The following is a 25709-nucleotide window of genomic DNA, read 5'->3' as shown; positions in this document are numbered from 1 at the left end:
ATGAATTTTCGTTTATCTTATCTGACTTTTAATTTAATATTTTTCTCTTTTACAACTTCAATTGCTCAAAGCAATAAAAAATATGATAACTTATTTTATGAGAAATATAATGCGATTAGTAATCAAAACTTAAAAGATTCTGTAAAATCTGTTCATCTCAAAATAAGTAAACCAAAAGAGGATATGCCGGAATATAAAAAAACAGATGCTATCTTTAGTAATGGAATTAGAGGCTTTGTATATTTCTATTTTGATAAATTCCAAAGACTTCAAAAAAGATCAGGCGTTGTTTTTCCACGTCTAAACTATCTAGAAGATGATTCTAAAACAGAATACGAATATGAATATAATGAAACTGACTGGGTAGAAAAAAAAGAATTAAGATCTACTTTAAAAAAGTATTATCCTGTGATGGATTATAATTTATTAATCAAATTAAATCAAATTAGAATTCCTAAAGAAGATGAAATATCTAAAGAAGATGGAAGAACTTGGCCTCACTATAGAGAAGATAAATTTGAATACGAAATTGACGATGCAGGAAGAATTATTAATGAGAAAGAGTATTTTGTATATAGAACTGGTAAAGAAACTAAGAACAAAAAAGCCAATGATAATGACTTAATAAATCAAAAAACATTTATCTATAATGAAAAAGGGCAAGTTGTAAATCAAAAAATTACAGTTGGTTTATATGCTCAGAATAAAATGGCATATCACTTTTTAGGCACTGAGTGTTCTTATTGTAAAGACTTACAATTACAATATGAATACGACTCAAAATCACGCATTACCAAGATTATTATGTTCGGATGTGGAAAAGTTGTTGCGCAACAAGATTATAGCTACAATTCTATTAAAGATTATGTAGAAACAGTAAAGTATTATGTAACAGGAAATGGAGAAATAGCCAATCCTACTAAAAATTTCGTAAAAACATTTAATGAACAGGGCGATATTATAAAAAGAGAATACATTCCTGATTATCCAAACCAAGTTATCATTCAAAAGATAAGTTACTACACCTACGAATACGACAGCCATAACAACTGGATAAAATGCAACATATTCCTTGAAGGAACACCAGATGGAGAACCAACTTTAGTTGCTGAACGAAAAATCGAATATTACAATTAAACAATTAAATTCTTCCCCATCACGTAATCCTCCATTAAATACCCATTTCCAATTTCTATATCTACGGTTTCTTTAATTTCAAAACCAAGTTTTTTATAAAAATTTAAAGCAGTATTAAAGCGGTTTACGTTTAGTAAAAGTTCATTGGAATGGTTTTCTAAAGCCAATTCCTCAATTGAATTAAAGATTGTTTTTCCATAGCCTTTTCCTTGCGTTTCTGGCAAAAGATAGATTTTATGGATTTTAGTAATTGCTTCGTTTTTATAATGATGCTCGATTCCTATAAAACCAATTACAGATTCTGAATCTGAAACCAAATAAAACAACTGTTCTTTATTCTGAATTTGTTTTGATAATGCTTCATCAGAATAAATCAAATCCAACATATAATCCAGCTGCTCTTTTGTTAAAATTTCGCCATAAGTAATCGGCCAAGTTATGTGCGCTATTTCTTGAATTTTAGCAATATCTTCAACAAATGCTTCGGTAATTTTAATCATATTTATTTTGTAAAAACTTGATTTTCTTGCTCGCTTACGCGGATGAAAGTCGTTCGTTTAGTCAATTCTTTTAATCTTGAAGCTCCTACATAAGTACAAGTGCTTCTTATTCCGCCCAATATATCTAAAACAGTGTGAATCACATCTCCTTTAAACGGAACTTGAACTGTTTTTCCTTCGCTTGCTCTGTATTCTGCAACGCCTCCAGAATGTTTATCCATGGCAGTTTTAGAACTCATTCCGTAAAATTGTTTGAATTTTTCTCCTTTTACTTCTATTAATTCACCGCCGCTTTCTGTGTGTCCTGCGAGCATTCCTCCCAACATTACAAAGTCTGCTCCAGCACCAAAAGCTTTGGCAACATCACCCGGAGTTGAACAGCCGCCATCGCTGATAATATGGCCACCTAAACCGTGAGCGGCATCGGCACATTCAATAATAGCCGATAATTGCGGATAACCAACGCCTGTTTTAACGCGAGTTGTACAAACAGAACCAGGACCAATTCCAACTTTTACGATATCAGCACCAGCTAATAGAAGTTCTTCGGTCATTTCGCCAGTAACTACATTTCCTGCAATAATAATTTTATCGGGATATTGTTTTCGAGTTTTCCTTAAAAATTGAACAAAATGTTCCGAATAACCGTTGGCAACATCAATGCAGATAAATTTCAGCAACGGATTTGCAGAAATTATTGCACCTATTTTATCAAAATCTTCTTTTCCTGTTCCTGTGCTTACAGCAACATAATCGTAAAAATCAAGAGTTACGTTCTTTAGAAATGCATTCCATTCTTCTAAAGTGTAATGTTTATGAATGGCTGTAAAGAGTTTTTCTTTTGCTAAAACTTTCGCTATTTCAAAAGTTCCAACCGTATCCATATTGGCAGCCATTATTGGAATTCCTGTCCAGCTTGCTGTACTGTGCAAAAATTTGAAATTTTGTTCTAGCGAAACTTCAGATCTGCTTTTGAGCGTTGATCTCTTAGGTCTAAACATTACATCCTTGAATCCTAATTTCAGGTTCGATTTCTATTCTCATAGTTCGAGATTTTGGTTACTCTCAAATGTAAGGAATTTTAGATTGTAGACTTTAGATTTTAGATTAACAAAAACTTGAACTTTTGAACAATTGATTTACTTTGCGTGGGCTTCGACTTCGCTCAGCCTGACAAACGTGAAAACTGAAAACTTAAAAAATTATCCGTGTATCGTCTCTCCTTTTCCGTAATTCGTAATTATCGATTCTTCGAAAGCCAACCATTCTCTCCAACGCTTTTCAACATCTATTCCAGTTCCGTATTTACGTGCGTAGGTAATGAATGTTGTATAATGTCCTGCTTCGCTTTCCATTAATTCTCTGTAGAAAACGGCTAATTCTTCGTCTTTAATATTTTCAGAAAGCACTTTAAAGCGTTCACAGCTTCTAGCTTCGATCATTGCAGAGAACAATAATCTTTCTACAAGTCCAGAAACACGACTTCCGTCACCGCTTCTTTTCATGTATTGATATAGTTCGTTTACGTAATCATCTTTACGCTCACGTCCTAATTTTAGTCCTCTTTTGATGATGATATTATGAACCTGTTCAAAATGATCTATTTCTTCTTTGGCCAAAGCCAATAAATCTTTTACTAAATCTTGATGCTCCGAATTATTCGTAATAATCGTAATCGCGTTTGTTGCCGCTTTCTGTTCGCACCAAGCGTGATCTGTCAAGATTTCTTCAATGTTTTTCTCAACAATATTTACCCATCTTGGGTCGGTTGGCAATTGTAATCTTAATACGCCCATTTCTTTTAATTTGTTTCAGGTTTATTTTGTTTCAGGTTTCAAGTTTCTTTTCTAAACGAAAAAAAGTTTAAAGCTTCATAATACGTTTATTTACGCATTACAAAACTTTAAACTTGAAACCTTAAACTTTAAACTAATTAATACGCAAAAATTGGTCTTTCGCTCATTAATTCGTTTACTTCTTCAGCAACTTGTTCGATAACATCCTCATTTGTATGATCAGTAAGAACTTTATCGATTAAAGCTACGATAGTTTCCATATCTTTTTCAACTAAACCACGAGTTGTGATTGCAGCTGTTCCAACACGAATTCCAGACGTGATAAATGGAGATTTATCGTCAAAAGGAACCATGTTTTTGTTTACTGTAATTTCAGCTTTTACTAATGCGTTTTCAGCTTCTTTACCAGAAATATTTTTATTTCTTAAGTCAATAAGCATCATATGGTTATCTGTTCCGCCAGAGATAATGTTGTAACCTCTTTTTACGAAAGCGTCAGCCATTGCATTTGCATTTTTTTGTAATTGCATTGCATAAGTAAAGAACTCATCTTTAAGAGCTTCACCAAAAGCAACCGCTTTAGCAGCGATAATGTGCATTAAAGGCTCGTCCTTGATTTCCAGGGAAAACAGCTAAGTCTAATAATGAAGACATCATTCTGATTTCTCCTTTTGGAGTTGTTAATCCTTGTGGATTTGGGAAATCTTTCCCCATTAAAATAAGACCTCCACGTGGTTCATCTTAATGTTTTGTGAGTTGTTGTAGAAACAATATGACAATGTGGAATTGGATCGTTTAATAATCCTTTTGCGATAAGACCAGCTGGGTGAGAAATATCAGCAAATAAGATTGCTCCTACGCTGTCAGCAATTTGTCTGAAACGAGCAAAATCCATATCACGAGAATAAGCCGAAGCTCCAGCGATGATTAATTTTGGCTGTTCTTTAGTTGCAATTTCTTGAATTTTATCATAATCTAAACGACCAGTTTCAGCATCTACACCGTAGAAAACTGGACGGTATAAACGTCCTGAGAAGTTTACTGGAGAACCATGAGTTAAGTGACCTCCGTGAGATAAGTCAAAACCTAAAATCGTATCACCAGGATTCAAACAAGCGTGATAAACAGCTGTGTTTGCTTGAGAACCTGAGTGAGGCTGTACGTTTGCATATTCAGCGCCAAATAATTCTTTAGCTCTGTCAATAGCAATTTGCTCAATAACGTCAACTACTTCGCAACCGCCGTAGTATCTTTTGCCAGGATAACCTTCAGCATATTTATTAGTTAAAACAGACCCTGCTGCTGCCATTACTTCATCACTTACAAAATTCTCAGAAGCAATAAGCTCTAGTCCGTGAATTTGTCTTTCTTTCTCCTCTTGGATAAGATCAAAAATTTGTTCGTCGCGTTGCATTTTTTTGTTTTTCGTTAATTTCACGCAAAAATACAAAAAAACGTTTGTCAAACTGCTAGATTATGATATATTTGACAAGTAATTTTTCAACAAATAATTAACATTAAACATGCCAATAACTGCCAACGATACCAGTAGAAAATCATGGTTAGAAGTGCCAGAAAATAGCGACTTCCCCATTCAGAATATTCCTTTCGGTGTATTTCTTACTAAAGAAAATGTCGTTACCGTAGGAACGCGAATTGGCGATTACGCCATAGATTTAGGGGCTTTACAGCAATTAAACTATTTTGAAGGAATAGAATTAACCGATGATATGTTTATGCAGGATACGCTAAATGATTTTATTTCTGACGGAAAAAAAACATGGCGTTTAGTTCGAAATCGTATCGCAGACATATTCGACGAGACTAATCCACATTTAAGAGATTCAACAAAACATAGAGATATTGTTATATTTAAAATTGAAGATGTAGAGATGCAACTTCCTGTTTTAATTGGTGATTACACCGACTTTTATTCTAGTAGAGAGCACGCTACAAATGTGGGTAAAATGTTCCGAGATCCAGACAATGCTTTGTTGCCCAACTGGCTTCATATTCCGGTTGGATATCATGGAAGAAGTTCTACCATTGTACCATCTGGGATTCCAGTTCACAGACCGATGGGACAAACTTTGCCTGCTGGACACGACACGCCTGTTTTCGGTGCTTCACGTTTAGTAGATTTTGAATTAGAGACTGCTTTTATTACAACAGATGTAAATGTAATGGGCGAAAATATTTCAACTTATGAAGCTGAAGATTATATTTTCGGAATGGTGTTACTAAATGATTGGAGCGCTCGCGACATTCAGAAATGGGAATATGTGCCACTTGAACCATTCTTAGCTAAGAACTTTGCGACTTCTATTTCACCTTGGATTGTGACTATGGATGCTTTGGAGCCTTTTAGAACAAAGGGCCTAAACAAAATCCAACACCACTTCCGTATTTGCAGACCAAAGGAAAAAAAGCTTTTGATATTCATTTGGAAGTTTCCTTAAAACCTGAAAATCAAGAAGAAGAAACTATTGTTTCAAGATCTAACTTCAAATATTTATACTGGTCAATGAGTCAGCAGTTAGCGCATCACACTTCTAACGGATGCCGTGTAAACTCTGGCGACATGATGGGTTCTGGAACAATTTCTGGTCCAACTCCTGATAGTTTTGGTTCTATGCTAGAATTAACTTGGGGAGGAAAAAATCCATTGAAGCTAAAAGACGGAAGCGAACGTAAATTTATCGAAGATAATGACACTGTAATTATTCGTGGATTCTGTGAAAATACGGAAGTAAGAATTGGTTTTGGAGAAGTTTCTAGCCAATTGCTACCTCCTTTCATTAAACAATGAAGAGCAGATAAAACTGAAGAGATATAAAACAAAAAACCTTGGTTATCCCAAGGTTTTTTTATGCTTTATTTAATCTCGTAAATTAAAAGGCAAAGTTTTATTTATTCCAAAACTACCTTTACCCAAACCAAACGATGATCTGAACTTGATTCGCGTTTTTCAACCAATTCCGACATTGGTTCGCCTTTGGCTGGCCAGAATACACCGCTGTTGACAACCTTAAATCCAAGTCTGGATGGCAATACGTAATCAGCTCTCATTCTCCAAAATGCTGTATGATTAACTCCAAAAGGATTTTCAGGACTAAATTCAGCACCACCTTTACTAGCAGGTGTAAAGTCGTTATTAATTTTCGGACTTTCTATTAAGGATTTTATGCCTTCTCTCATAGCATCGCCTTCAACTGGTGAAGCGTTTTGATCACCCATTATAACAAATCGAGAATTAGGAGACAAACCACCTTTTATCCCTTTATCATCATAAATATACGAGGCCGAATTGTCTGAAATATAATCTCTCCAAAATCGGATTTCATCATGATTTCTTTTCCCATTGCGATCTTCAGCACCGTCAAAAGTAGGAGGAGTTGGATGACTGACTAAAACATGAACCGTTTCATTCCCTATCTGTACAGGGACATCCCAGTGAGATTTTGAAGATAATGGAAATTCCTTCCATGCTTTCTTACTGTACCAATCCGATCCATCTGCTTTTTTAGTAAGCAATGCTCCCGGCATATCTTTCCATTTAAAATGTTGAAAAGTACGAACCGCCTTAACATCAATAGGATATTTAGACAAAAGCATCATCCCATATTGACCAGAATACATACCAAATGCCCATGCATCATTTCCAAAACTATCCAACTTTCCATCATTGTTCAAATCGTAAGGACTTGGTTGGCCGGTATTCACTGTCGAATAATAGTAATAAGGATAATCAATAGGTGTTGCTCCGCCTTGGCTCACATTCAAATAATTTTTAACAAACGCCTTTACACCAAGTTCAGGGTCTTTAATATAATCAAATTCGTTTAGTAGAATAACGTCTGGCCTAACGGTCTGAATAATTTGGGCGATATTTCTGATTTGAGTATTATGCCCTGAATTAAGCTGATAAATCAATATCTGCTCCGATTTTCCCATTGCGCCTTTCGGAGAATAATTATCAGATTCCATACTTACATTGTAAGTAGCAAATGTAAGTTCTGTTTTTTCTTGCGCCTCAGACTGCGAAAAAAGAACTCCGGAAGAAAGCACGGAAAGGATAAAAAATATTTTCTTCATATAAAATTAAATCTGCATTTCTGCATTATTGAACATACGAATATAAGAAGGATACGGGGACACACGGCAAATCTGTCTGTTAAATATACAACAAAAAAGCTTGCCACTTTTGGTGACAGCTCAAATAATATAGGAAAGTCTCTGTATATCTGATAATTTTATCACAGATTAAAAAAGATCAAAGTGATTTTTTTTAATCTAACGCTACTATTTTATGCAGGAATCTGCTGACTTAAACAATGCAATGTTCCAAATCCCCAAATAAAATCAATACAACTTATACCGATTACTTCGCGATCAGGGAAACATTCTGACAATATATTTAAAGCTACGCGATCATTACTGTCATTGAATGTAGGCACTAAAACACAATTATTCAAAATCAAGAAGTTTGCGTAACTTGCTGGTAAACGTAAATCTTCAAAATCTACACGTTTTGGCATTGGTAACGCTACAATTACTGGCGCTTTTCCGTTTTCTAATTTTGCGTTTTGCAAACGTTTCAAATTATCCTGCAAAGGTTTATAGTTTGAATCGTTTTTATCTGTTTCTACAATTGTAACAATGGTATCTTCATTTACAAATCGGCATAAATCGTCAATATGACCGTGCGTATCGTCGCCTTCAATTCCATCTCCTAACCAAATTACATTGGTAACTCCAAGATATTCTTTAAAAACGGCTTCATAATCTTCTTTGGTAAAACCAGGATTTCTCACCTGAATTGTTGGATGCATTAGACACTCTTCAGAAGTTAGTAAAGTTCCTTTTCCGTTTACATCAATTGCTCCTCCCTCAACAATTACAGGTTTTCCTTTGTACATCACCTGAGTTAAAGGAACATCAATAAAATCTGCCACTTTACCAGGAACAAATTTATCCAACTGATAGTTTTTATATTTTGCCCAGCCGTTAAAATTAAAATTCAATGCTTCTCTTTTCGAACCGTTTTTTACGATAATTGGCCCGAGTCACGCATCCAGCTTCTATTGGTTTTATGAATAATATAAGAAACGTTGTTAAGGTTTACACGAGCTCTTTCAAGCATATCGGCTACTTTTTCTTTTAGCTTTTCATCGGCAACCACTAAAAAAACAGTTTCAAAAGTCGCTACTTTTTTAATAAACTCTACAAAAGCCCATTGAACAGCTTCGTATTTTCCTGGCCAATCGTTACCATTGTGCGGAAAACACAATACAATTCCTTGTTGTTTTTCCCATTCTGCTGGAAATCTTCTATTATCTGTTGACATAAATACGTTCTAATTTAGAAAGTGCAAAGATAAGCATTCGTTAGGATTTTAAAACATCTGAACCAAAATCGTATGTTATTTCACAAAAAATATCCTGCAAAAATTAAGTTAAAGATTAAATAATACATCCTTAATATTTAACAGAGAGGCCAGAATTACTTTTGCAAAAACTAAAAACTAACACATGAAAAATTTATCAATCTCATTATTAGCTGTTCTTTTTATATTAGCAAGCTGTAACAATGATGAAAATTCGAACAACGAACCAGAAGTTGTTGTAAACGAAAACCCTGGAACTTTTAAAGAAATTGGCTCTATTACAATTGGCGGAGAAGCTGCTGCAGAAATCTCTGCTTACTGCGAGAAAACAAAAAGACTTTTTACTGTAAACAACAGCGGTGTAAACCAAATTGACGTTATTGATATTGCTGACCCAACAAAACCTCTTAAAGTCGGAAAAATTGATTTAGTTGCTTATGAAGGCGCTGCAAATAGTGTTTCTGTTTTTGACGGAAAATTAGCTGTTGCTTTAGAATCTACTGCTAACAAGCAAGGAAATGGAAAAGTGGTTATTTTCAACACTTCTGATTACAGTTTAATCAAACAAGTTACAGTTGGTGCATTGCCAGATATGATTACTTTTTCGCCAGATGGAAAATATATCATGACAGCTAACGAAAGCGAGCCAAATACCGATTATTCTCAAGACCCAAACGGAACAATTTCTATTATTGAAACTAGCACTTACAATGTCACGACTTTAGATTTTAGCTCTTTTGCGGGTCAAGCAGAAGCATTAAAAAAAGACGGATTCAGAGTTTCGAAATTTGCTAAGAGTTTCGCTCAAGATATCGAACCTGAATATATTACAATTTCTGACGATTCTAAAACTGCTTGGGTGACGCTACAAGAAAACAATGGCGTTGCAAAAGTAGATTTAACTTCAAAAACGATTACAGCCATTTATCCTTTAGGTTTAAAAGATTACAATACTGCTGAGAATGCAATTGATGTAAGCGATAGTGATAATAAAATCGCCTTCAATCCGTGGAAAGTAAAAGGTCTTTACATGCCAGATGCTATTAGCCATTATACGGTAAATAATATTCCATATTTTGTTACTGCTAACGAAGGTGATGCAAGAGAATACGCTGCTTACTCTGATGTGAAGCGCATGAAAAGCATGACACTTGACGCAACTGCTTTTCCAGATGCTGCTACTTTAAAATTAGATACGAATTTAGGCAGATTAAACCTTGTTACAGATATGGGAGATACTGACGGAGATGGAGATCTGGATCAAATGATAAGTTTTGGAGGAAGATCGTTCTCTATTTGGAATGGAAAAACTGGAAAAATCGTTTTTGACAGTAAAAATGATGTTGACAAAAAGACGAATGAAGTTGGCACATACGACGATAAAAGAAGTGATGACAAAGGTTCTGAACCAGAAGCTGTAGTTGTAGCAAAAATGGGAACTCAAAATATTTTATTTGTTGGTTTAGAAAGATCTGATGCGTTTATGGTTTATGATGCTTCAAATCCAGCTTCTCCACAGTATTTACAAACTGTAAAAACAGGTGACGCACCGGAAGGTTTATTATTCATTCCGGCTTCAAAAAGTCCTACAAAAAGAAGCTTATTAATAGTAAGCAGTGAAGGAGATGGATTTGTTAAAATTTATCAGCCAGATTTGAAATAATTAATATTTTTTCAGGAGAGCAAAAGGACAAAATGTGAATTTTGTCCTTTTTTTATGCTTTCTATTGTACTTATTTTAACGTATTTACATAATTAAAAGCCAAAAGATGGGAATTATGTAAGGGCATATACAACGCATTCTAAGATTCGACCTCTAATTTTGTTCATGAGTTTAAAATAAAAACAATTTAATTTTTGATATCATGAAAAAGAAATTAGTATCAGCATCCTTATTATTACTATCATTTGCTGCAGGCGCTCAAAATATGGCTACCACTTCTACCAAACCTAGCGTAGATCAAGAATACAACAAATGGTCGATCGAACTAAATGGTGGTGTTAACAAACCAACCAGAACAATGACTCCAGGGTATACTACTGAATCATTGAACTTTTTTCACGGAGATTTAGGTGTAAGATATATGTTTAATCCAAAATTTGGTTTAAAATTAGATGTTGGTTACGACCAATTTAAAGAGAAAAAAGATACTCCAGACTTTGAAAGCCGTTATGTTAGAGCAAGTTTACAAGGGGTTGTTAACGTTGGACGTGCTTTAAATTTTGAAACTTGGACAAATACAATCGGTCTTTTGGCGCATGGTGGTTTTGGGGTTTCTCAAATTAGTACTGAAACAGGATTTGGAGGACAAGATTACATGGCTCACGGAATTGCCGGTTTAACTGGACAAATTAGATTAAGTGATCGTGTAGCTTTAACAGGAGACCTTACTGGAATTGTAAACGGAAGACAAAATTGGAACTTTGACGGAATGGGCAACACAACAACTGGTTCTTTTGATGGTGTTTTATTGAATGCTTCTGTTGGTTTGACGTTCTACTTAGGAAAAAACCAGAAACATGCTGACTGGATTGGTGAAGAAGATAGAATTGATGAATTGGAAAAAAGAGTGGACTTGATCGAAACTGGTCTTATCGATTCAGACAAAGATGGAGTTGCTGATTTATACGATTTAGAACCAAATAGCATTGCTGGAGTTGCTGTTAACACAAAAGGACAATCTATTGATACGAATCAAAATGGTGTGCCAGATGAGTTAGAAAGCTATTTAGACAAAACTTACGAAAAGAAAGGCGCTGGAACGGCTACAAACAATACTGTTGAAGAATTAATTAACGGTGGTTATGTAAATGTTTATTTCGATTTCAATTCGTCTAAACCTACAAACGCATCTTTATCAGGCGTAGATTTCTTAGTGAAATACTTGAAAAACAATCCAGGAAAATCGGCTGATATTATTGGATATGCTGACGAAATTGGAAATTCAAACTACAACACTGAATTATCTAGAAAAAGAGCTGAGGCTGTGAAAAAAGTAGCGGTTAATGCAGGAATTGATGCTTCAAGATTGAACGTAATTGCTAATGGAGAAGATACTTCTGTTAACAAAAATTCTAAAGAAGCACGTCAAATCGTGAGAAGAGTTACTTTCCAAGTGAAGTAATTTATATATAAAGCTAAAAACAGAAAAGGAGCTATTTCAATACTAAATAGCTCCTTTTTATTATAAAAACACACATAGAGCTTCGGAGAAGCGAAATATTTATAGAAAATAAGAAATGTTTACAATATAAAGCTCCAGCGGAGCGACATATTTAGAACATAAGATTTCGCTCCGCTGGAGCTTTTTCCATTTGCATTATTAAAGTTGTATAAATATTTCGCTTCTCCGAAGCTTACAAAAAAGAGCTGTCTTTTTGAGACAGCTCTTTTTTCATATAATTTTAATCTAATTATTTATCAATTGCTCTTTTTGTAATATCTCCAAAAGCATCAATTCTTCTGTCTCTAAAAAATGGCCAGTTTTGACGAACGTTTTCTTGCAAATCCAAATCAACTTCAGCAATTAAAATTTCTTCTTTATCATGAGAAGCTTGAGCTAAAATTTCTCCTTGTGGTCCGTGCAATGAAAGAAGCTCCCCAGAACTGAATTCCTTCTGTTCCTTCAAGATATTTTTCTAAACCAATTCGGTTAGCTGCTGCTACGAAAACACCATTTGCTACTGCATGTCCTTTCATAACGTTCATCCAAGCACCATATTGGTTTTCTCCATATTGTTCTTTTTCTTTAGGATGCCACCCAATTGCTGTTGGGTAAAATAAAACCTCAGCCCCTTTAAGCGCTGTAATACGAGCTGCTTCTGGATACCATTGATCCCAGCAAATTAAAGTCCCGACAGTTCCTTTTTTAGTTTCGATTGCTTGGAAGCCTAAATCACCTGGCGTGAAATAGAATTTTTCATAAAAATGAGGATCGTCTGGAATATGCATTTTACGATACAAACCAGCTTCTGTTCCATCAGTATCAATGATATAAGCACTGTTATGATAAATTCCTGCCATTCTTTTCTCAAAGAAAGGAACAATAATTACTACTCCTAATTCTTTTGCCAATTCGCTGAATGCAATAAATGAAGTACTGTAAAGTGGCTCTGCTAATGCAAAATTATCTACATCTTCGCTTTGGCAGAAATAATGACTGCTATATAATTCAGGAAGTAAGATTACCTCAGCACCTTGACTTGCAGCATCTCTTACCCAGCTGATACATTTTTTAAGATTGTTTTCGGCAACATCATTCAGATTTAACTGAATAACCGATATTTTATACTTTCTTTTCGCCATGACATAAAATTTAGAGTGCAAAAATAATACTTTTTAAAGGAATGGCAAAGTGCGTTTACTTTACTTAACTATATGATACAAAAAAAGAGCTTAAAAGCTCCTTTTATAATTGTTGTGTAAAATCTCTTTTGGTTGAAAATATTTTTGATATATAAATTACTTCATCTTCCACCAAATATAAGATCTTATAATCGCTAACTATAATCCTTCTACATTCTGGCTCTATTTCGTCGTTTTGATATTGTTCACTAAAACGTATATTTTTTGTCGCATTCAGAATTTCATTTTTAATATTATTGGCACCTTGAACAGATTTCTCTTTATAGTAATTGTAAATTGTCTTTAACTAATTTTTAGCAGTATAAGTCCATACTACTTCCAAAAGTTTATCCATTACCAATTCTTAGCTTCGTTTTCTAAATCCTCTTGGGAAGTATATTCTCCTCTTTCAATTTCTAATTTAGCATCAGCCAGTTGTGCTTTATAATCACTCCTAGTAATTGGTTTTCCTTCTACTGAAAATGCAACTATTTCTTCTTCTTGATAACTCTCAATAACCGCTTTTACTACTTTTAAAAGACGCTCATCTGCCGTGTTAATATATTCTAACACACTTTCTCTCAACTCTAAGGCTCCCATAATCATACTTTTTTGATCTTTCAAAGATAGAAATTTTCGTTCATCTTTTATGTTAGAAAAAAAAACCATTTCACATCCATTTAAAATAAACTTCTGCAAAATGGTCTATCAACCTAAAAAAATCCCACTAAGCTTGTTGTTATTCGATCACTACTTTTTGAGTAAGGAATTCTGTTTCTGATTTTTTAAATTTGATTTCGAAAGTTCCTTTTACTTTAGATGAAAATTTGTAAACTGTTTTCTTAGGCTCAGGCACTTGTTGAGTACAAACTTCTGATGGGTATTTTGCAATTACTTGAAGACCTTTTTCAGATCCGATAGTTACTTCCGAGATCTTATCAAATTCAGCACAAGCGTTATCTACTACATACGTTACATCATAGCTTAATTCGTCGTTTACTTTTCCTGTTGCTGGACCCTTAATTTCGGTTACCAAAGCTGCTTTTGTTGTTGGAGCTGGTGTATTGTTATCATCGTCGTTACTGCATGACACAAATCCAATTGATAAAAATAATACTACTAAAACTGATTTTAATCTAAAACTTTTCATATAAAATAATAATTAATTGTTAATTACTATGAAGACGTGACAAGATTGCTTTGGTTGCTTTGATAAAATGTTAAAAATTCTCAACAAAACATTAAAGCATTGTAAATCAAAAAATTATTCATCTAAAAAAGATTAAAAAAAACACCATTCTTTCTTATGAAAATAAAAATTTCTAGAATAGTCAAGATCAAAATAATATCCTTTTTCTAGCTTTCACAAGCGGAAAAAGAATAGTCCGGAATTAATCGAGAGGACAAAACTTTTTTTCTAAAAATGATTTGGATCAGCTCTTAAAACAAAAAAACACCAGTGCTAACTGATGTTTTCTTTAATGTATGTTTTTTGAATTTTACTAAGCTGTTTTCTTCTTAAAAATCTTTTTGAATAGATTTACAAAAACTAAAACAACTAACCCTAGAGTTAATCCTACTGTAAATTCTTTGATGATAGAAGGGATTTTAATTTCTTCTGACAAATGGTGAAAAAACGGAATGTAATGCACAAATATTCCTCCTGCCACTAAAATCAATGCAATTGTACCAATTACAGTTAGACCTTTTATAACAAGCGGCAATGCTTTTACTAATAAATTTCCAATAAATCGTGATGGACTTTTTTCGCTTTTGCTATATTTTATAAGCTTATAGCCTGCTTCATCCATACGAACAATAAGTGCTACAATTCCGTACACTCCTATTGTCGCAACTAACGCGATTATCGAAGTTACAATTATCTGCTGTGTCAGCGGTTCTTCTATAACAGTTCCTAATGCTATAATTACTATTTCTACAGATAATATAAAATCGGTTATGATTGCCGATTTTACTTTTCCTTTTTCAATTACTAGAATTTGTTCTTCTGTTAAATCCTCATGGGTAATTCCTTCTGATTCATCGTGCTTGTGCGGAAAGGCAAATTCGTAAATTTTTTCGGCTCCTTCGTAAGCTAAAAACAATCCTCCAAGCACCAAAATTATTATAATTGCAATTGGTAAAAAAGCACTTAGTAAAAATGCAATTGGAAGAATAATGATTTTATTCAATAAAGAACCTTTGCTAATTGCCCATAAAACCGGTAATTCTCTTGAAGATGCAAATCCAGAAGCTTTTTCGGCATTTACTGCCAAATCATCTCCTAGAATTCCAGCCGTTTTTTTTGCAGCAACTTTACTCATTACTGCAACATCATCCATAATTGCTGCGATATCATCTAATAGAACAAAAAAACCTGAAGCCATTTTTTAAATTTATTTTTAGTGATGCGAATCTAGACATTTTGACTTAATCTGCCCAACAATATTGCATCAAAATTTGTGTTTTTATTCCTATTTTCTGTACAGAACCTTTAACTACATTGCCCTAAGAGCACCCATAAAATAATAAAAACGATAATTGTTCCAAAACATCCTCCTCCAAGCTTTTTAGCTCCATAACCTGCCAATAATCCTCTAAATATATTGTTCATAATTTCTAATTTTAATTAATAATTTGCTGATTTTTATTTATTTAAAATTCATTCTTTTTTGAGAATATCTTGTTATATGAATTAGATGAAAAGTTTCAAAATTTCGGGCAAAAAAAAGCACCAGTTAAAAACTGATGCTTTTTTAAGATTAACATTAAAAAAATTAATTAGCGGTCTGGTTTCTAAAAACCAATTGGCCATCGAAAGCATCTAACAAAATGATGCTATCTGTTATTATATTTCCTGCCAGAATTTCTTTTGACAGTTGATTTAAAACTTCTCGCTGCACGACACGTTTTACAGGTCTTGCTCCAAAATGAGGATCGTAACCTTTGTCTGCCAAATAAGCAATAGCTTCTGGAGTCGCATCCATTGTAATGCCTTGCAAAGCCAGCATTTTTGTAACGCTCTTCAACTGCAAACTTACAATTCTTGAAATATTCTCTACTGTAAGTGGCGTAAACATTACAATCTCGTCGATACGGTTGATAAACTCAGGACGAACAGTTTGTTTCAATAACCCAAGAACTTCGTTTTTAGCGGCTTCTGTAGCTGCTTCAACTCCGCCTTTTAGGTTTTCAAATTTCTCCTGAATAATATTACTTCCCATATTTGAGGTCATAATAATTATCGTATTTCTAAAATCGGCTAAACGTCCTTTGTTGTCTGTTAAACGTCCTTCGTCTAGAACCTGTAATAAAATATTAAACGTATCAGGATGCGCTTTTTCGATCTCATCTAAAAGTACAACAGAATATGGTTTTCTACGAACAGCTTCTGTCAACTGACCTCCTTCATCATACCCTACATATCCTGGAGGCGCACCAACTAAACGACTCACGCTGTGACGCTCTTGATACTCACTCATATCGATACGCGTCATTGCATTTTCATCATCAAAAAGATATTCGGCCAGAGCTTTTGCCAATTCGGTTTTACCAACTCCGGTTGTTCCTAAGAATAAGAATGATCCAACAGGTTTTTTCATATCCTGTAAACCGGCACGGCTTCGACGAACAGCATCACTCACGGCTTCTATCGCTTCTTCCTGACCTACTACACGTTTGTGCAGTTCATCTTCTAAATGCAATAGTTTTTCTCTTTCTGTCTGAAGCATTTTGGTTACTGGAATTCCAGTCCATTTAGCTACCACTTCTGCAATGTCTTCTCTGGTAACTTCTTCTTTAATTAAAGAATTTCCAGATTGGAATTCCTGCAATTGTTTTTGCAAAGTTTCCTGACGTTCCTGCGCTTCTTTTATTTTTCCGTAACGTATCTCCGCTACTTTTCCGTAATCACCATCACGTTCTGCACGTTCTGCTTCGTATTTAAAGTCTTCTATTTCATGTTTTACAGCCTGAATTCCGTCAACGATATCTTTTTCCTGTTTCCATTTCGCATAGATTTCGTTTCGTTCTTCTTTCAGGTTGGCCAATTCCATACCCAAAATTTTCAGCTTGCTTTCTTCTTTTTCACGTTTAATGGCTTCAATCTCAATTTCTAACTGCATGATTTTACGATCCAAAACATCCAATTCTTCTGGTTTTGAATTGATTTCCATACGCAATTTAGAAGCTGCTTCATCCATTAAGTCAATCGCTTTATCTGGCAAGAAACGATTGGTAATGTAACGTTGTGAAAGTTCAACTGCTGCAATAATTGCCTCATCTTTAATTTGAACCTTATGATGCGTTTCATATTTTTCTTTAATTCCACGAAGAATCGAAACCGCACTTTCTGTATCTGGTTCATCAATAAGAACTTTTTGGAAACGTCTTTCAAGTGCTTTATCCTTTTCGAAATATTTTTGATATTCATCCAAAGTCGTAGCACCAATTGCTCTCAATTCTCCACGAGCCAAAGCTGGTTTCAAGATGTTCGCTGCATCCATTGCGCCCTCACCTCCACCTGCTCCAACAAGCGTATGAATTTCATCAATAAACAAAACAATATCTCCGTCTGCAGCTGTAACTTCTTTCACAACCGACTTTAAACGTTCTTCAAATTCTCCTTTATACTTCGCTCCGGCAATCAAAGCTCCCATATCAAGAGAAAAAACGATTTTATCTTTTAAGTTTTCTGGAACGTCTCCGTCCACAATTCTATGCGCTAAACCTTCTGCTATAGCGGTTTTACCAACTCCAGGCTCACCAATAAGCATTGGGTTATTTTTGGTTCTACGAGTTAGAATCTGCAATACACGACGAATTTCTTCATCTCGCCCAATAACCGGATCTAATTTTCCTGTACGGGCTAATTCATTTAAGTTTTTAGCAAATTTATTTAATGAGTTATAGGTTTCTTCTGCCGAAGCCGAAGTTACTCTTTCGCCCTTACGCAATTCTTCAATGGCCGCTTTCAAACCTTTTCCTGTAACTCCCTGATCTTTTAAAATCTGAGAAACTTTACTTTTTGAGTCAAAAATGGCTAAAATTAGATGCTCGATCGAAACATATTCGTCGTTCATTTTTTGTGCAATGATTTCTGCTTCATTCAAAGCTTTGTTTGCGTCTCTAGAAAGCATAACATCTCCTCCAGAAACTTTTGGAAAACTCTGAATTGTGCTATCTAAAATTTGTAAAAACAACGGCACATTTACATTTAATTTTTTCAAAATAAATGGCGCTACGTTTTCATCAACTTCAAAAATAGCTTTAAAAATATGCTCATTTTCAATTTGTTGCTGACCATTTCGTTGCGCTAATTGTTGCGACAACTGAATGGCTTCCTGTGATTTGATTGTAAATTTATTTATATTCATATCTTTTAATTTGATTGATTTAACTGTTTAAAATATATAGGATTAAAGTTACGATTTATTGAGGTAAATAGTTCGATCAAATAATTTAACTTTGTATTCGAATAGACAAATTATATTCCACAGTAAAAAAACAGACAAAAAGACAGTTAAAATTAGTTTTTAACGCTTTTAACACGTCAAAAAGTCATAAAACAAGCCAAATATGAGTTTTTTTAATTCAATCTTCGGAAGTTCAGAGAACTCAGAAGCAGCAAAAAGTAAAGTAAATTGGACAGAATTAACAGATATGCTTCAATTAATGGAAATCGAAGCGATCTCAAATGAAAAACCAGTTGTCATTTTTAAGCATAGCACAAGATGCAGCATCAGCCGAATGGCTTTAAAACAATTTGAAAGAGAATATGATCTTGAAGGTGTTGTTGACGCTTATTTTTTAGATTTAATAGCACACAGAGACATTTCAAATGAAATTGCAAGTAAATTTGGAGTTTATCATGAATCTCCTCAATTGATATTGATCAAAAACGGAAAAGCAGTTTACGATGTTTCGCACAGTGATATTGATGCAGAAGCATTGAAGGGTAAGATCTAAGTTATGAGTTAATTACTTAAACTAAAAAAAATAAAGCCTGAAATTATTTGTATAATTTCAGGCTTTATTTTTTTTAGTCAACTCTAAATTTTAATTCAAATTAGCGCTCAACTCATAATTCACAACTCATAATTCACAACTCATAATTAAACTTAAAAACTTCCGTCTGACCCTCCACCGCTGAAACCTCCTCCTCCAAATTCCATTGGAGAAGCTGTCTTAACTTCTGGTTTCATTCCGAAAGTTGAAGCTACAACTAAAGCTTCTGCATTTAATAAACTATCTGAATGGTTTATTCTATCTGGTTTAAAAGTCAGACCGCTTTCTTTTTCTTTTAATTTTCTAATTGAAAAATATGCTATTGCAAATAAAACTACACCTCCAAGCGTAAACGCTACTTCGATTGGTAAAACCGAATGATAGAATCGAATGGTATAGATTGAAAATGCAATTGCCAAAAAGCTCAACCAAAGCATTATTCGGTCTTTTGTTTTTAAAGCTTGCACCAAATAAACAATCGGTACAATAAAAGTAAACCCATAAAAGAAAAATGCAAACGGAATATCTGTTCCAGGTTTTACTTCTGTTCCTAAAAGTTCTGCAGAAAGTTCTCTTACAACCAAATAATTACAAGAAAGATAAAATAAAACCAAGCAAAAACTATTTGCCAATAATAATCCGTTGTAATAATAACTTTTGCTTAGATAATTCATTCTCTTTTTTGTCAAAAAATAAAATAATCCTGCAAAAATCATTGCTACAAATGGCAAAATAGCTTTTCCAATATCTCCAAATTTAAACATTCCGAAAAACAAAAAGGCGGTTGCCGAAATGCAAAATACAAGGATTGATAGCACATGCAGATACCTCAAAAACATAAAAAGCGCGCCAACTGCTACAAAAAAAGCAATTACTATTTCATGACCTTCAGTTGTTATTGCTACTGCTGCGCCCAAACATAAAAGCGCATTTAATATAAAAGCATCATCTAAGCCATGATTATGATAATTTTGATTTGCAAGCAATTCTACTCCTGCAAATCCAACTATAGTAAAAATATAGCAGCAGATTTGAAAAAATACATTTTCTGCGCTTAATCCAAATAAAGAAATTGCTCCACAAATTGAACCATACAACAAGCAGCCAAGCAAAAAGAAGCCTATTCTAACCAGAATATTACTCTGACTTTTTAAAACTGGCAGTTTTTTTTCTATAAATTTCTTCTGTTCTTTACTAATGAAACCTCCTTTGTACAAAGAATCTGATTCATCGACCAAAATTTCATTATCTAATAATTGTTTGCTATATACTATCATTCCGCTATCTCTTTATGAAATTTTTTAATCAATTTAATGAACATTACAATCGAACCAACAAAATAAGCTGGTAGTAAGAAAACTAATAATTCCCAAATATCAGAGAAATCAACATTTTCAAAAATTCTAAACAAAACAATATTTCCACCGATATAAGCATAAACAATCATAAATACATATAGTGACATTGCTTTATATTGGTAGCTAACTTTATAAAAATAATAGGTTGAACCAGCTAAAACTAAAGCAAATATTACCCATGTTAATGTATCATAACCTGTTAAATTACTAATTGCGGCGATACTTACAATATGCAATGCAAAAGTGAGAAAAACTAAACTAAAATGAGTTTTAAGTGAAATTCGACTACTGTAGATCGTCCATAAAATAAGTAAAACTCCCAACATTACTGCTGAATAGCTTAAACTTTGGCTAGCATACAAATTATTACTATCATTAAATATATCTTGTGGCGTAACCGAAAGTCCCACATAAGCCGCCAGACCCGTAATTGCAATCGTTAAAACACTTCTATTATCAAAATAATAAGCACAAAAGAAACTCACAACAGTGGGCACTAAAGTCGCTAATCCGTAATGTTCTCCAAAAGGTTTATATTGAAACTGAAGATATCCGATAAAAATACAAGTCAAGATATTGCCCGCCAAAACCAGATATTCTAAAACAGGATGCTCAAAAGTTGTTTCTGCTTTCTGAAAACCTTTAGAATGCTTGAAACAATAAAAAAAGCAAACTACAATAACAATTAAAAGCAACGATAGAATAGCGATGTGTCCTATAGTATCAATATTTTCATAAATCAAAACTCCAATTCCTGAAGTAAATAATAATACTGATAAATAAAGGAATAACTTTAATTCTGCATTTAACGAAAAGATATTTAGGCTTCGATAGGTTTTCACTTCTTCTAACTGGTTTTGTGTGATTAAACCTTTCTCGAAAAGATGAAGAGCAGACTGATCTTTGAATTTTTCCATTGGTACGTTTTAAACTGGTACATCAAATATATGTATTTAGCATGAATTTTCTCCTTTTACTTTAAAACCTTTCCTGTTTTCTAAAACATCTCTACAGATCGTATTACAATTAAATAGTGTAAAAACAACACTTACAAATCTATAAATCAAAACTTTAAAACATAAATATTTGAAAAATTAATTTGAAATTCTTTTAATTCTTTTACATTTGTGCAATCGATTACATTGACTATTAAACCACAAAAAACCACACTTAAATGAAAACGAAACTTATTGCATTGGCCTTACTTTTGCCTTGCTCCTTTCTGTTTGCACAAAACTATTTTATGAGTGCGCCAGAAGGATTTGGAGCTTCTGCCACTGGCGGAGGAAGTGCAACTCCTGTAACAGTAACTACTTTAACCGATTTAACGGCGAAATTAAAACTGACTACTCCACAAGTTATTTTGGTTTCAGGAACCATAAATTGTTCCTACACCAGCCTCCTAGTAAATGACAAAACTATTATTGGTCTTCCTGGTGCTAGATTAGTCAATCTGGATCAAACTGCTGCGGGTTCTGGAATTTTAAGTTTAAAACCAGGATCAAATAATATTATTATTAGAAATCTAATTTTTGAAGGCCCAGGTGCGTATGATGTTGATGGACGCGATAATCTTACTTCTGAAGCAACGAATCTTTGGGTAGATCATTGCGAATTTCAGGACGGAATGGACGGGAATTTTGATAATAAAGGGGCTGCTGATAACGTAACGGTATCTTGGTGTAAATTTATTTATTTGAAAGCCCCAAAAGCTGAAGGATCTGGCGGAGCCGATGATCACCGTTTTTCTGATTTAGTTGGTTCTTCTAAAACTGATGCTCCTTCTGACGGTCATTATAGCATCACTTTTAAAAACTGTTATTGGGCTGAAGGCTGTAAAGAAAGAATGCCACGAGCAAGAAATGCCGAACTTCATATTTTAAATTGTTACTACAATACATCCGTTTCGGGTTCACTTGCAATTGGTTTAGGTGGAGGAAATAATAATACAACTTGTTATGTAGAAGGAACTGATTTCGCAAAAATCGGAACTTCTTTCAAAAGTTATGTGAGTACAGACGGTGGAACAATCGGAATTGCTTTTACAGATTGTTTAAATGCTCCTGCAAATTCAGGAACTACTGTTACAAAACCTTCTTATACTTATAGTGTTTTGCCAATTGCTAATGTTGCTGGATATATTTCTAATGCTACTTGCGGAGCTGGAGCAACGCTTCAAGTTAGTGCTCAAGGGGCTGTATCTACGAGCTGCAACAATTTAGGCTTAAATGATAATGCAAACAATCTAGATTTAAAATATTATCCGTCAGTTATCAATCGTCTTTTGAATATCGATTTTTCCAGTTCAGATAATGGTTTGGCACATGTTGATCTTTTTTCTTCTAATGGCGCAAAAGTATATTCAAATTCCAAAAATGTTTCTCCTGATGAAAAACTAGAATTGAATGTTGGAAATCTTGCTAAAGGAATTTATGTATGCAAAGTTCAAATCGAAAATCGAAGCAAAACTTTTAAACTGGTAAAAAACTAAACTTACTCCATAAAAAAGGTCATTGAAACAAATCAATGACCTTTTTACATTTTATATCTTACTTTTCACATCTCACTTAAAAAGCAGCTTTCATTTTATCTTTTATAGCATCTAAGCATAAATTATTAATACTGCCTTCGTGCGTATGTTTGGTTTCTTTTGGAGATTTGTACGTTCCTGCTTCTAATTGTTCTGCAACAGCTTTGTATGCATCTCTAAATGGCATTCCTTCTACTACCATTTCGTTTAAAGTATCTACCGTAAACAAATAATCGTATTTTTTATCTTCTAAAATATGATCTTTAACCGTAATATCTTTTATTGAAAATATAGCAATATCCAAACAAGCTTTCAGGTTTTGAATTGCTGGAAACAAACCTTCTTTCAAAAGTTGTAAATCTCTGTGATATCCGCTTGGAAGATTATTGGTAATTAAAGTGATTTCGTAAGGAAGCGCCTGAATCTTATTGCATTTTCCTCTGATTAATTCGAAAACATCTGGATTTTTCTTGTGAGGCATAATACTAGACCCAGTTGTAAGATGCGCTGGCAAACCAATAAAATCAAAGTTTTGACTCATATACAAACAAACATCCATTGCAAATTTTGACAATGTTCCTGCAACACTTGTCATCGCAAAAGCAACCGTTTTCTCTGCTTTTCCACGGCTCATTTGTGCAGCAACAGCATTGTATTTTAAGGTTTCAAAACCTAATTCCTGCGTTGTAAAAGTTCTGTTGATTGGAAAAGAACTTCCGTAACCCGCAGCAGAACCTAACGGATTCTGATCTACAATTTTTGAAGCCGCGTTCAACATTGTTACATCGTCAATTAAACTTTCGGCATAAGATGAAAACCACATTCCGAATGACGATGGCATAGCAATTTGCAAATGTGTATAACCTGGCAATAAAACGTTCTGGTGTTTCTCTGCCGATTCCATCAACAAATCAAACAATGTTTTTACTTGCTCTTTTATTGCTTTTAATTCGTCTTTTAAATACAAATGAACGTCTACTAAAACCTGATCGTTACGAGAACGCGCGGTGTGGATTTTCTTTCCGGCATCGCCTAGTTTTACGGTTAGAAGATATTCGATTTTTGAATGTACGTCTTCGAAACTGTCTTCGATTTCGAAATTCCCAACTACAATATCAGCAATGATTTCGTTTAATGCATCAACTAAAGATGTTGTTTCTTCTTGCGTTAATAAACCAATCTGTCCCAACATTTTCGCATGAGCAATTGAACCTAAAGCATCATATTTTGCTAAAACCAAATCCAGTTCACGGTCGTTTCCTACCGTAAAGTGTTCGATTTGTTTATCTGTTGGTATTCCTTTTTCCCAAAGTTTCATAGGTCATATTTTTTTTCGCCACGAATTCACGAATTATTTTTTCAAATCTTTGCGATTATTTTTTTCGAATTAATTCGAATTAATATCTGATTTAGATAGTAAAAAATTAATTCGTGAATTCGTGGCGGTTTTTCTTTTCTTATAATTTAAAGAAATCAGTTAGTATCTTGATATACAAGTCGACTCCTTCTTCAATTTCATTTACAAAAATAAATTCGTCAGCTGAATGCGAACGCAACGTTTCTCCTGGCCCTAATTTTAAAGACTGACAGCTTAAAACCGATTGATCTGAAAGTGTTGGCGAACCATAAGTTGTTCTTCCTAATGCAATTCCAGCTTGAACCAAACCGTGCGCAACTGGAATAGACGATGCGTTTAAATGCATAGATCTTGGCGTTACTTCGGCATTTACATTTGCTTTTACAACTTCCAAAATTTCAGCGTTTGTATAACGGTCTGTTACACGAATGTCTACAACCAAATCACATTCTGAAGGCACAACATTATGCTGTTTTCCTGCATTAATCTGCGTTACGGTCATTTTTACACGAACCTAAAACGTCTGAGATTTTGTCGAATTTATAGTTTTTAAACCATTCCATTACCGGAATTGATTTGTATAATGCATTATCGTCATTTTGGTGCGCGGCGTGGCTTGCAGTTCCTTTTACTTTTACATCCAAAACTAATAAACCTTTTTCAGCAACTGCCAATTGCATTAATGTCGGTTCACCCACAATAGCGCAATCTAATTCCGGTAAATGTTTTAAAACGCTGTTTAATCCATTTTTTCCACTGCTTTCTTCTTCGGCGGAAGCCACAATTACAATATTGTGTGATAGGCTTTGATTTTCGTAAAAATGAACAAAAGTCGCTAATAATGAAACTAGACATCCACCTGCATCATTACTTCCTAAACCGAATAGTTTTCCGTCTTTTTCGATTGCTTTAAACGGATCATTTGTATAAGCTTGATTTGGTCGTACAGTATCGTGATGTGAGTTAAGTAAAAGTGTTGGTTTGTTTTCGTCGAAATATTTGTTGAAAGCCCACACATTATTATTTTCTCTCTTGAAAGGAATTTCATTCTGATAGAACCAATTTTCTATTAAAAGTGCCGTCTGGTCTTCTTCACTTGAAAATGAAGGGGTTTCGATTAAGCTTCTTAATAAACTAATTGCTTCTTGGGTAAGCGTATCTATACTTTTCATAGGTTTTATTTCTTTGCCACGAAGGCGCGAAGTCACAAAGTTTAATTTAAATCTGTGACATTTTTAATTGGCGCAAATTTCTAAAATTAATATTTAAAAGTACTGCGCAACTCTGTTTTTTT

Annotated in this window: 17 protein-coding genes and 5 pseudogenes; 6 read left to right on the top strand and 16 right to left on the bottom strand. The window is 34.0% G+C overall.

Annotation, left to right across the window (positions count from 1 at the left end):
• Positions 1-1137 carry a hypothetical protein gene (locus ACPWTF_RS22665; protein WP_427873253.1) on the top strand — a complete coding sequence of 379 codons (1137 nt, stop codon included), beginning with the start codon at positions 1-3 and terminating at the stop codon, positions 1135-1137.
• On the opposite strand, the gene ACPWTF_RS22660 is transcribed toward ACPWTF_RS22665, so the two are convergent.
• The 4 genes and pseudogenes from ACPWTF_RS22660 to glyA form a co-directional block, all read right to left on the bottom strand.
• The gene (locus ACPWTF_RS22660; RefSeq protein WP_427873252.1) at positions 1134-1637 is read right to left on the bottom strand and encodes an N-acetyltransferase family protein; all 504 of its coding nucleotides are present in this window, start codon (positions 1635-1637) and stop codon (positions 1134-1136) included. The two genes, ACPWTF_RS22665 and ACPWTF_RS22660, sit on opposite strands and share 4 nt — an antisense overlap.
• 2 nt (positions 1638-1639) lie before the next feature.
• Positions 1640-2638: a GMP reductase gene (locus ACPWTF_RS22655; RefSeq protein ID WP_427873251.1), complete on the bottom strand. Its 999-nt coding sequence runs from the start codon at positions 2636-2638 to the stop codon at positions 1640-1642.
• Between the two features lie 201 nt (positions 2639-2839).
• Entirely contained in the window at positions 2840-3433 is a 594-nt protein-coding gene (locus ACPWTF_RS22650) for a tRNA-(ms[2]io[6]A)-hydroxylase (RefSeq protein ID WP_012025392.1), read from the bottom strand.
• 137 nt (positions 3434-3570) lie between these two features.
• Positions 3571-4847 (bottom strand): annotated as a pseudogene (gene glyA, locus ACPWTF_RS22645) (serine hydroxymethyltransferase).
• Between the two features lie 109 nt (positions 4848-4956).
• Between glyA and fahA the strand changes: the two are divergent.
• Positions 4957-6242: pseudogene (fahA, locus tag ACPWTF_RS22640) on the top strand (fumarylacetoacetase).
• A gap of 101 nt (positions 6243-6343) precedes the next feature.
• Here the strand turns inward: fahA and ACPWTF_RS22635 are convergent.
• Together ACPWTF_RS22635 and ACPWTF_RS22630 are read right to left on the bottom strand one after the other, a co-directional pair.
• Positions 6344-7528 carry an endonuclease/exonuclease/phosphatase family protein gene (locus ACPWTF_RS22635; protein WP_427873249.1) on the bottom strand — a complete coding sequence of 395 codons (1185 nt, stop codon included), beginning with the start codon at positions 7526-7528 and terminating at the stop codon, positions 6344-6346.
• Between the two features lie 212 nt (positions 7529-7740).
• A pseudogene (locus ACPWTF_RS22630) lies at positions 7741-8780 on the bottom strand (agmatine deiminase family protein).
• Positions 8781-8964: 184 nt separating this feature from the next.
• Between ACPWTF_RS22630 and ACPWTF_RS22625 the strand changes: the two are divergent.
• Positions 8965-10482 carry a choice-of-anchor I family protein gene (locus ACPWTF_RS22625; RefSeq protein WP_427873247.1) on the top strand — a complete coding sequence of 506 codons (1518 nt, stop codon included), beginning with the start codon at positions 8965-8967 and terminating at the stop codon, positions 10480-10482.
• A gap of 202 nt (positions 10483-10684) precedes the next feature.
• Complete coding sequence (locus tag ACPWTF_RS22620) at positions 10685-11944, top strand: OmpA family protein (RefSeq protein WP_427873245.1); 1260 nt, start codon at positions 10685-10687, stop codon at positions 11942-11944.
• Between the two features lie 289 nt (positions 11945-12233).
• Here ACPWTF_RS22620 and ACPWTF_RS22615 read toward each other — a convergent pair.
• The 6 genes and pseudogenes from ACPWTF_RS22615 to clpB all read right to left on the bottom strand — a co-directional run bounded on the left by ACPWTF_RS22615 (position 12234) and on the right by clpB (position 18539).
• A pseudogene (locus tag ACPWTF_RS22615) lies at positions 12234-13125 on the bottom strand (carbon-nitrogen hydrolase).
• A gap of 103 nt (positions 13126-13228) precedes the next feature.
• A complete protein-coding gene (locus tag ACPWTF_RS22610) occupies positions 13229-13462 on the bottom strand; it encodes a type II toxin-antitoxin system RelE/ParE family toxin (protein WP_427875779.1) in 234 nt (77 codons plus the stop codon).
• A gap of 56 nt (positions 13463-13518) precedes the next feature.
• Complete coding sequence (locus tag ACPWTF_RS22605) at positions 13519-13764, bottom strand: hypothetical protein (RefSeq protein WP_427873244.1); 246 nt, start codon at positions 13762-13764, stop codon at positions 13519-13521.
• A 139-nt stretch (positions 13765-13903) separates the two neighbouring features.
• Positions 13904-14314, bottom strand: a complete 411-nt coding sequence (locus tag ACPWTF_RS22600) for a hypothetical protein (RefSeq protein WP_427873242.1) — start codon at positions 14312-14314, stop codon at positions 13904-13906.
• A 352-nt stretch (positions 14315-14666) separates the two neighbouring features.
• A complete protein-coding gene (locus ACPWTF_RS22595; RefSeq protein ID WP_427873240.1) occupies positions 14667-15551 on the bottom strand; it encodes a DUF808 domain-containing protein in 885 nt (294 codons plus the stop codon).
• 390 nt (positions 15552-15941) lie between these two features.
• Positions 15942-18539: an ATP-dependent chaperone ClpB gene (gene clpB, locus ACPWTF_RS22590; RefSeq protein WP_427873238.1), complete on the bottom strand. Its 2598-nt coding sequence runs from the start codon at positions 18537-18539 to the stop codon at positions 15942-15944.
• A gap of 202 nt (positions 18540-18741) precedes the next feature.
• Between clpB and ytxJ the strand changes: the two genes are divergently transcribed.
• Positions 18742-19131, top strand: coding sequence for a bacillithiol system redox-active protein YtxJ (ytxJ, locus tag ACPWTF_RS22585; RefSeq protein WP_427873236.1), 390 nt, complete (start codon positions 18742-18744; stop codon positions 19129-19131).
• A gap of 152 nt (positions 19132-19283) precedes the next feature.
• Here ytxJ and ACPWTF_RS22580 read toward each other — a convergent pair whose 3' ends face one another.
• Positions 19284-20447, bottom strand: coding sequence for a hypothetical protein (locus tag ACPWTF_RS22580; protein WP_427873235.1), 1164 nt, complete (start codon positions 20445-20447; stop codon positions 19284-19286).
• Positions 20444-21445, bottom strand: a complete 1002-nt coding sequence (locus ACPWTF_RS22575) for a DUF2157 domain-containing protein (RefSeq protein ID WP_427873233.1) — start codon at positions 21443-21445, stop codon at positions 20444-20446. Before ACPWTF_RS22575 ends, ACPWTF_RS22580 begins: the two co-directional genes overlap by 4 nt.
• Positions 21446-21702: 257 nt before the next feature.
• Here ACPWTF_RS22575 and ACPWTF_RS22570 point away from each other — a divergent pair, with 257 nt between their 5' ends.
• Positions 21703-23019, top strand: a complete 1317-nt coding sequence (locus tag ACPWTF_RS22570) for a T9SS type A sorting domain-containing protein (protein WP_427873231.1) — start codon at positions 21703-21705, stop codon at positions 23017-23019.
• A gap of 76 nt (positions 23020-23095) precedes the next feature.
• Here the strand turns inward: ACPWTF_RS22570 and argH are convergent, their stop codons facing one another.
• Entirely contained in the window at positions 23096-24376 is a 1281-nt protein-coding gene (gene argH, locus ACPWTF_RS22565) for an argininosuccinate lyase (RefSeq protein ID WP_427873230.1), read from the bottom strand.
• 139 nt (positions 24377-24515) lie between these two features.
• Positions 24516-25587 (bottom strand): annotated as a pseudogene (locus ACPWTF_RS22560) (M20 family metallo-hydrolase).
• Between the last annotated feature and the right edge of the window lie 122 nt (positions 25588-25709).

The sequence above is a fragment of the Flavobacterium sp. MMS24-S5 genome, assembly GCF_050320125.1.
GTDB lineage: Bacteria > Bacteroidota > Bacteroidia > Flavobacteriales > Flavobacteriaceae > Flavobacterium > Flavobacterium tyrosinilyticum.
Note: the sequence above shows the minus strand (reverse complement) of the source record. Positions and strands in the feature narration are given on the sequence as shown.

Coding starts and splice junctions, on each gene's coding strand:
- ACPWTF_RS22665 (WP_427873253.1), top strand. CDS start 1: ATGAATTTTCGTTTATCTTATCTGACTTTTAATTTAATATTTTTCTCT.
- ACPWTF_RS22660 (WP_427873252.1), bottom strand. CDS start 1,637: ATGATTAAAATTACCGAAGCATTTGTTGAAGATATTGCTAAAATTCAA.
- ACPWTF_RS22655 (WP_427873251.1), bottom strand. CDS start 2,638: ATGTTTAGACCTAAGAGATCAACGCTCAAAAGCAGATCTGAAGTTTCG.
- ACPWTF_RS22650 (WP_012025392.1), bottom strand. CDS start 3,433: ATGGGCGTATTAAGATTACAATTGCCAACCGACCCAAGATGGGTAAAT.
- ACPWTF_RS22635 (WP_427873249.1), bottom strand. CDS start 7,528: ATGAAGAAAATATTTTTTATCCTTTCCGTGCTTTCTTCCGGAGTTCTT.
- ACPWTF_RS22625 (WP_427873247.1), top strand. CDS start 8,965: ATGAAAAATTTATCAATCTCATTATTAGCTGTTCTTTTTATATTAGCA.
- ACPWTF_RS22620 (WP_427873245.1), top strand. CDS start 10,685: ATGAAAAAGAAATTAGTATCAGCATCCTTATTATTACTATCATTTGCT.
- ACPWTF_RS22605 (WP_427873244.1), bottom strand. CDS start 13,764: ATGGGAGCCTTAGAGTTGAGAGAAAGTGTGTTAGAATATATTAACACG.
- ACPWTF_RS22600 (WP_427873242.1), bottom strand. CDS start 14,314: ATGAAAAGTTTTAGATTAAAATCAGTTTTAGTAGTATTATTTTTATCA.
- ACPWTF_RS22595 (WP_427873240.1), bottom strand. CDS start 15,551: ATGGCTTCAGGTTTTTTTGTTCTATTAGATGATATCGCAGCAATTATG.
- clpB (WP_427873238.1), bottom strand. CDS start 18,539: ATGAATATAAATAAATTTACAATCAAATCACAGGAAGCCATTCAGTTG.
- ytxJ (WP_427873236.1), top strand. CDS start 18,742: ATGAGTTTTTTTAATTCAATCTTCGGAAGTTCAGAGAACTCAGAAGCA.
- ACPWTF_RS22580 (WP_427873235.1), bottom strand. CDS start 20,447: ATGATAGTATATAGCAAACAATTATTAGATAATGAAATTTTGGTCGAT.
- ACPWTF_RS22575 (WP_427873233.1), bottom strand. CDS start 21,445: ATGGAAAAATTCAAAGATCAGTCTGCTCTTCATCTTTTCGAGAAAGGT.
- ACPWTF_RS22570 (WP_427873231.1), top strand. CDS start 21,703: ATGAAAACGAAACTTATTGCATTGGCCTTACTTTTGCCTTGCTCCTTT.
- argH (WP_427873230.1), bottom strand. CDS start 24,376: ATGAAACTTTGGGAAAAAGGAATACCAACAGATAAACAAATCGAACAC.